Annotated in this window: 7 protein-coding genes; 2 read left to right on the forward strand and 5 right to left on the reverse strand. The window is 41.8% G+C overall.

Annotated elements, in window-relative coordinates:
- Nucleotides 1-224 precede the first annotated feature (224 nt).
- Nucleotides 225-1034: an SDR family NAD(P)-dependent oxidoreductase gene (locus tag O9295_RS02905; protein ID WP_288031561.1), complete on the reverse strand. Its 810-nt coding sequence runs from the start codon at nt 1032-1034 to the stop codon at nt 225-227.
- A gap of 434 nt (nt 1035-1468) precedes the next feature.
- On the opposite strand from O9295_RS02905, the gene O9295_RS02910 reads away from it, so the two are divergent.
- On the forward strand, nt 1469-1879 hold the full coding sequence (locus tag O9295_RS02910; protein ID WP_043998997.1) for a VOC family protein: 411 nt from the start codon (nt 1469-1471) through the stop codon (nt 1877-1879).
- On the opposite strand, the gene O9295_RS02915 is transcribed toward O9295_RS02910, so the two are convergent.
- Nucleotides 1846-3030, reverse strand: a complete 1185-nt coding sequence (locus O9295_RS02915) for a class I SAM-dependent rRNA methyltransferase (RefSeq protein WP_002758499.1) — start codon at nt 3028-3030, stop codon at nt 1846-1848. The genes O9295_RS02910 and O9295_RS02915 overlap by 34 nt on opposite strands.
- Before the next feature lie 186 nt (nt 3031-3216).
- Between O9295_RS02915 and O9295_RS02920 the strand changes: the two genes are divergently transcribed.
- Complete coding sequence (locus tag O9295_RS02920; RefSeq protein WP_012264655.1) at nt 3217-4011, forward strand: MlaE family lipid ABC transporter permease subunit; 795 nt, start codon at nt 3217-3219, stop codon at nt 4009-4011.
- A gap of 115 nt (nt 4012-4126) precedes the next feature.
- Here the strand turns inward: O9295_RS02920 and O9295_RS02925 are convergent, their stop codons facing one another.
- From O9295_RS02925 to O9295_RS02935, 3 genes are all read right to left on the reverse strand, one after another.
- On the reverse strand, nt 4127-5479 hold the full coding sequence (locus O9295_RS02925) for a TIGR03279 family radical SAM protein (RefSeq protein WP_288031565.1): 1353 nt from the start codon (nt 5477-5479) through the stop codon (nt 4127-4129).
- Between the two features lie 103 nt (nt 5480-5582).
- Complete coding sequence (locus O9295_RS02930) at nt 5583-5915, reverse strand: DUF4164 family protein (protein ID WP_004163367.1); 333 nt, start codon at nt 5913-5915, stop codon at nt 5583-5585.
- A gap of 852 nt (nt 5916-6767) precedes the next feature.
- Nucleotides 6768-6960: aspartate aminotransferase (locus tag O9295_RS02935; protein ID WP_288031567.1), on the reverse strand; the 193-nt coding region annotated here is incomplete at its 5' end.

The following is a 6960-nucleotide window of genomic DNA, read 5'->3' on the forward strand; positions in this document are numbered from 1 at the left end:
AGGGTTTGCTGAATAAATCTAAAAACCTTGTTGGATAACGCTTTTAGACTTTTTTTGCCTCAAAAAGTGCCGACCTTTGGAGTGATTGGGGGGAAAATCCCTGGACTTTTTTCCTGAAAATTAGGTAATTGACCACATGAAAATGAGTAAAACCCCACACCCCACACCCCACACCCCACACCCTACCCCCAGGAAAAACTTTTTCACCAGACCCTAATTAAACCCTAGTTAAACACTTCTCGCCATCCTCGCTTTCCTTTGCTTTGGCGTAAGGGAGAGGCTAAATCGACAATTTTCTCGAGCAGTTTCGGGGCCAATTTTTGACACCAAAGAGTTAGATGACTTTGCCAACCGACGACAATTTCCGTTTTGTCCCTATTTAACCCGGTAATTAGGGTTTGGGCGACTTCTTCGGCGCTCATCGGTTTTAACCATCGAAATAACTGCAATTCTCGCACCATATCCGTATCGGTTAAAGAGGGTAAGAGGGTGACAACTTTGATGTTGTGTTCCCGTAATTCCGACCTGAGAGCTTGACTAAAACCCAAAATGGCAAATTTGGTGGCCGAGTAGGTAGCGAAGCTAGGAGCGGCAATTTTACCCATCATGCTGGAAACATTGACAATCGTTCCCTGTCCCCGAATTGCCATCCGGCGGGCAATTAAGCGAGTAACCGTGTACAGGGCCATCAGATTTAAAGATATTTCTGCTTGCACTTGCGAAAATTGCGAGCGCAGAAAGGGGGTTTGATGGGCAATACCGGCACAGTTAACGAGGATATCGATGCCCCGGCATTCTTGCCAAACGCGGATAATTGAAGGACTAACAAGGTCATTTTCGGTTAAATCTAGGGATAAAGGTGTGGCAATGACCCCTAGTGACTCAATTTCTTTGGCTAGTTTTTCTAATCGCTCTTGATCTCTGGCAACAATCACAATTCTGCTTAAACCTTGTCGGGCTAATTCTAAGGCGATCGCTCGTCCAATACCCCGGGATGCCCCCGTGACTAGGGCAGTTTTTCCCTGTAATTTCATGATCAAACTCCTGTTTTAAGCAACAGTACGGGAATTTATTGGTTTTGCTTCTGAAATCTTTGATTTGTGCATCTATACCCTACATAAGTAGCGAAGCAATCGAGGGATAGATGGATAGGTTAGGGTGCATGGGATTTTTCCTCCTTCAAAGCGCACTCTTGAACCCACGGTAACAGTTGTCTTTACAAACAGCAATCTTTTTTAACACTTTTTCCCCAAAATCACTCGATCGGATGAACGCTCAGGGTGATCCTCGATCGGATGGAAACCCCAGGGGACTTGCAGATATAGGTATTTTAAAGAGCTTAATACCGAGGGAGATAGAAAGTCTGGCAATGGACGCGACTACTATTGGCAGTACAAGGGACTTGACATCTTCACCGCACTGAAGTAGATCTTTTGGGCAATCTCCCATCTCCTAATCCCCAACCCCAATGAATAACCCCCCCGATAGTCCATTCAATTACACAGAGGCTTTTATTGCCCTAGGCACGAGTAATTTCGATCGCTCGGTGCAGTTTTATCGTCAACTGTTGCAACAGGAACCAAACCCCTACCTTGCCCACGTTTATGCGGAATTTAGGCTGATTAACCTTAAATTAGGTCTTTTTTGCCCTAAAGAGTCCCACAGAGACGAATTTAGCGATTCTAGGGGCAGTGGCATGAGCATTTGTTTCGAGGTGGAGAGTCTCGAAAAAGCCCTCGAGCATTGGAGCGAAATCGGCTATGGTGCTAGGGGAGAAATTAGCCAGGCTTCCCACGGTCCGGAAATCTACATCTATGATCCGGATGGTAATCGTTTAATTTTCCATCAATCCACCGCTAAAACCAATCCTTTCAGGTAGGAACCTTCCGAGTGATAGATACTGGTGGGATGGTCCGCCGGTTGGCTTAAACGTGCTAAAATTCGCACTGGGCGAGCCGATTCAATGGCGGCAGCCATGACAGCCCCCTGAAAATGTTCTTCGTTAACCACTTGGGAACAGGAAAAGGTGAAAATAATACCTTGGGGGCGAATTTTCTGGAAAGCTTGGTGATTTAATCTTTTATAAGCCATAACCGCCTGATGACGGGATTGGATACTTTTGGCAAAAGCGGGGGGATCGAGGACAATCAGATCGTAATCCTCCTGACAGTCGCGCAGGAAGTTAAAAACATCGGCGCTGTAGGATTGATGGGGAACTTCACCGAGATTATTCAGGGCGATATTTTTTTCGGTAAGATCGATCGCACCGTGGGAACTATCAACGGAATGGACTAGGGCAGCCCCCGCTTGCATAGCATAGACGGAAAAGCCGCCAGAATAAGAAAAAGTGTTTAAAACCCGTTTATTCTGACAATATTGGGCTAATATTGCTCTATTTTCCCTTTGATCGAGGAAAAATCCCGTTTTTTGTCCCTTTTCCCAATCAATAATAAAGCGATGGCCGGATTCTAACACCTCATCGCCAGTTTTTTGACCAAATAAGTATTTATTCTCGGAGATATGGGCGCTTTTCGCCAAAACTGCGGCACTTTTATCGTAAACTGCCCGTAAATTGTCAGCGTAGATAGTTTTCAGACAATCGACAATCAGATCGAGACGTTGGTATAAAGCTAGGGAATAAGCTTGAATAACCGCCGTGCCATTGTACCAATCGACGATTAAACTGGGTAAACCGTCTCCTTCCGCGTTAATTAAGCGATAACAGTTAGTTTTCGGGTTATCCACTAAACCGATTTGTTGCCGCAGCTGATAGGCATTCTGGAATTTTTCGAGAAATAATTGAGCAATATCGCTGACTTTTTGGAAAGAAAGAATTTTAACGGCAATATTGCTAGGATTATACAGTCCAGTGGCTAGATATTCGCCTCGATCGCTATAAACCTCCACGATAGCACCCTCTTTGACTTCCCCCTCCATCTCTTTAATCGCCCCGGAAAATATCCAAGGATGGAATCGTTTAACAGCATCAATTTTATGGTTTCTCAGGATAATTTTCGCTAAATCTGGCATGGATAAAGAATCAGGGTTGATAGCTGACGGCTACTAGATAATTCTATTATCCCCTGCCAGCAGCACAAAACGATGGTTTGTTATCCCTCGATCGAGTGGCATCAAAGCAAGTCCCAACAATCGAGGGATAATCAGAGGGAATTCTCGCCTATAATAAGTTAGATTTTAGCGATAGTCCCTCGACAAATGCCAAGAAAAAGTGATGCTGCCGGTGGTTTAAGTTTATGGTTTCAACGTTTGGGGGCTGCCGGTTTGTTAGCGGGACAAACTTTTTTACATATTCTTAATGGCAAAATCCACCGGCGTAATACTCTGGAACAAATGAGTATTGTGGGGCCAGAATCCTTGACAATTGCCCTAATTACTGCTGCTTTTGTGGGTATGGTTTTCACTATTCAGGTAGCCAGAGAATTTATTTTTTTTGGGGCGGGTAGTTTTGTTGGGGGAGTCCTTTCCTTGGCTTTAACAAGAGAATTAGCCCCGGTTTTAACCGCGGTGGTGGTGGCGGGGAGAGTTGGCTCGGCTTTTGCCGCCGAAATTGGTACAATGCGAGTAACAGAACAAATTGACGCTTTATATATTTTAAAAACCGATCCGATCGATTATTTGGTCATTCCCCGGGTGATTGCCTGTAGTTTAATGTTACCCCTGCTCACTATTATCTCTTTAGTCACGGGATTACTCGGTGGTTTATTTATTTCCGATAGTCTTTACGGTATTTCCTATTCCCTATTCTTACAATCAGCCCAAAATTTTCTGGAAACATGGGATTTAATTAGTTCTATGTTAAAGTCCCTAATTTTTGGGGTTTTAATTGCTATTATCGGTTGCAGTTGGGGTTTAACCACCACCGGCGGTGCTAAAGGAGTTGGTCAATCTACTACCACGGCTGTGGTAACTTCTTTGTTAGCGATTTTTGTGGCTAATTTTTTCCTCTCTTGGCTGATGTTTCAAGGGACAGGCAATGCGGAGCTAGGCTAAGACAGTAATCAGTAATCAGTAATCAGTGCCAAGAAAACGGCAATTTTCTACTTAATACCGCTCACTAAAAACTCAAATCTGATCACCGATTACTGATAATTGTCTATTCTCAAGATTAGGATTTGTTCAAGGGATTGAGAGTGAGACAAGTTTTAATTAATTCCTCCACTCCCAGGACTGGATAAATAGGGACTCCTAACTGATTAATAACAGTTTCTAGGGTGAAATCATCTAAAAATACCGATTCCCCATGCTTGAGCATTAGGGAGGGTAATAAAACCCCATCCCCAAGATTTTTACCTTGTAATCCTTTGAGAATATCTTGCCCGGTTAATAAACCCGTAACCGTGATTTCCTGTCCCCAATAATCACTATTTAAAGCCACTAATTCCACGGTTAAACCCCGCAGATTATTTAACTGTTTAACTAGGGGTTGAAAAGCTTGTTCTACCGCATTTCCCACTACCCATATCAATCGTCTAGATGGAGTAATTTGAGCGGGTAATAACTTCTTAGCTGTCTTCTGGAAATCCCTAATAAATTGACGAATCGAGCCAACTCCGTTACCGATTTGGGGATAGTCTTCGTAGTGAGATTGAGGTGGTAAATCGACTCGGGCAATTAAAAACCATTCATCGGCTAACCACACCACATTACTGCCAAATTCTTGACGAAATTTTTTCTGTAAAGTTTGGACTTGTTCGATCACTTCTCGCGCTTTTTCTTGGCTAACGGGAATTAATTCATCTTCTTGGGGACGAAAGCGGGTTAATCCCACGGGAACTACGGCAATCGACTCCACACAGGGAATATCTCCCCGATGAAAAGAAACCAGATCTAACAGGGTTCTTTCGAGATGAATGCCATCATTAATATTGGGACAAACTACCACTTGGGCATGAATTTGTAATTGTCTGGCTTGTAGCCATTTTAAATGGTCTAAAATTTGACCAGCGCGGGGATTTTTTAAGAGACGAATCCTCAGATCGGGTTCCGTGGCATGAACGGACACAAAAAGCGGTGATATGTGCATCTTTTCGATCCGCTGCCATTCTTTTGAGGTGAGATTAGTTAAGGTTAAATAACTGCCATAGAGAAAACTTAAGCGATAGTCATCATCTTTATAGTATAAAGTTTCTCTTTTGCCCTCTGGTTGTTGGTCGATAAAGCAAAAAGGACATTTATTATTACACTGAATTAAGCCATCAAAAAGGGCAGTTTCAAACTCTAAACCTAAGTCTTCATGATAATCTTTTTCGATTTCTATCCGGTGAGTTTTGCCCTGACTATCAAGCACTTCTAGGGTTAAAAATTCATCGGCACATAAAAATTGATAATCGATTAAGTCCCGTGGACGATTACCATTGATAGAGAGGAGCGCATCCCCGATTTCAAAACCCACCTCGGCGGCGATCGAATCTGGGATGACACCACTAATTTTAGCTGGACGAATAGTTAATTCACTCATATTTTTAGGTCGCCATCCAATTATTTAACTGCATTTCGAGAGAGTCTTTGGCCTTGTCTCACTTTTGTCAAGCTAATTCTACAGCATTTTAGGGCGATCGCTGTTAGGGATTGGGGAAAAAACCAAAAAGTTTAGCAGCCCCTCCTAAAATGGCCACAACCAGAGCGATGAGAATCCCCCGATTGGTAAATTCCTGATAGGCAACTCTTGCAGTTAACCCTTTAATTTCTGTGGTTAGTCGCTCATCTAAGGCTTTAATCTCCCCTTTGAGTTCGACTTGTCCTATTTCCACTTTCGTCAACCGTTCTTCTATCTTATCAAATCTCTTATCTACCTTATCAAATCTGTCATCGATCCGTTTTTCCAGAGAGTCAATTTTCCCCTCAATCCTTGTCAGAACTGCTTCTAGGGAATAAGTGACGGTTTCGTTAGCCATTTTCTGTCTCCTTTATCTCTTCTGGATTCACCATCGAGATCTCAATATCAGTATCGCTGATTTTTGCCTCCAAGTTTCAATCCCTATTAGGGGTTAAGATTAATTGGAACTACCTTTTCTTGGAATCACTTGTATTTTTTGCATGACTTTTATTTAAATAAAGTTAAAAATATTATAACACCAACAAAAAAGTAAGTAATTAATACTCAAATACTAAGATTGGTTTAATAATCTTAATAGTTATAACGTACATAATTTAAAAATGTTATAAAAAATTTTCAGTAAAAATACAATAAGGCGTTGTGGAATATTTGTATTAGTTTTGAAGTTGTATATGATTAAAGCTTTGTCCACATTTTTGTTGGTTGCCATGCAGTAAGCAGTAATAGCTAGTCCAGTTAATACTCTCACTGGATCTATGACAATATTTAAACAAGTAATGCCAATTAATAATCAATGGCAAGAACGTAGGTTGGGTTGAAGCATGAAACCCAACGCCCGATTATGTTACGCTACCGCTAACCCATCCTACAAATAATTGTGCCTCCCTACTTAATGCCAATTAATAATCAATGGCAAGTCGGTAGTCCGTGTATAGCAACTGGCGGATTTACGGATATATACAAAAATGGGACAATTGTTTTAAGAAATACTGATAATCAAATAGTGGCAGTCAGCGAATTAGAAGAAGGCAGATTAGGAATAATTTTGTCTTATTGGGTTTGTACTTTTGATTTCTCTTTAGCTACAGAAGACTTGAGAGATTTTCGGGGTTGCCGATTTTTACTTGATGGCTACCGGCAAAAGATAGCCACCAGCAATTGTATCAATTTGTCAAAGTTTGAACCTTTCCTATTCCCTTTGAGTTGCTTGTCTAACCTGTTCGATATCTAATTCTAAAGCTTGTGCTATCTGTTCAAAGTTTAATCCTAATGCCAATAAACGAGGAATAGAGGCTAATTTTGCTGCTAATTCACCTTCTTGTCGGCCCTCCTCTCTACCTTCTTCTAAAGCTTCCTGATACACTTTAGTTTGTTTTAAATCA

The organism is Microcystis sp. LE18-22.4A, assembly GCF_027531105.1.
Lineage (GTDB): Bacteria > Cyanobacteriota > Cyanobacteriia > Cyanobacteriales > Microcystaceae > Microcystis > Microcystis aeruginosa.

Coding starts and splice junctions, on each gene's coding strand:
- O9295_RS02920 (WP_012264655.1), top strand. CDS start 3,217: ATGCCAAGAAAAAGTGATGCTGCCGGTGGTTTAAGTTTATGGTTTCAA.
- O9295_RS02910 (WP_043998997.1), top strand. CDS start 1,469: ATGAATAACCCCCCCGATAGTCCATTCAATTACACAGAGGCTTTTATT.
- O9295_RS02915 (WP_002758499.1), bottom strand. CDS start 3,030: ATGCCAGATTTAGCGAAAATTATCCTGAGAAACCATAAAATTGATGCT.
- O9295_RS02925 (WP_288031565.1), bottom strand. CDS start 5,479: ATGAGTGAATTAACTATTCGTCCAGCTAAAATTAGTGGTGTCATCCCA.
- O9295_RS02905 (WP_288031561.1), bottom strand. CDS start 1,034: ATGAAATTACAGGGAAAAACTGCCCTAGTCACGGGGGCATCCCGGGGT.
- O9295_RS02930 (WP_004163367.1), bottom strand. CDS start 5,915: ATGGCTAACGAAACCGTCACTTATTCCCTAGAAGCAGTTCTGACAAGG.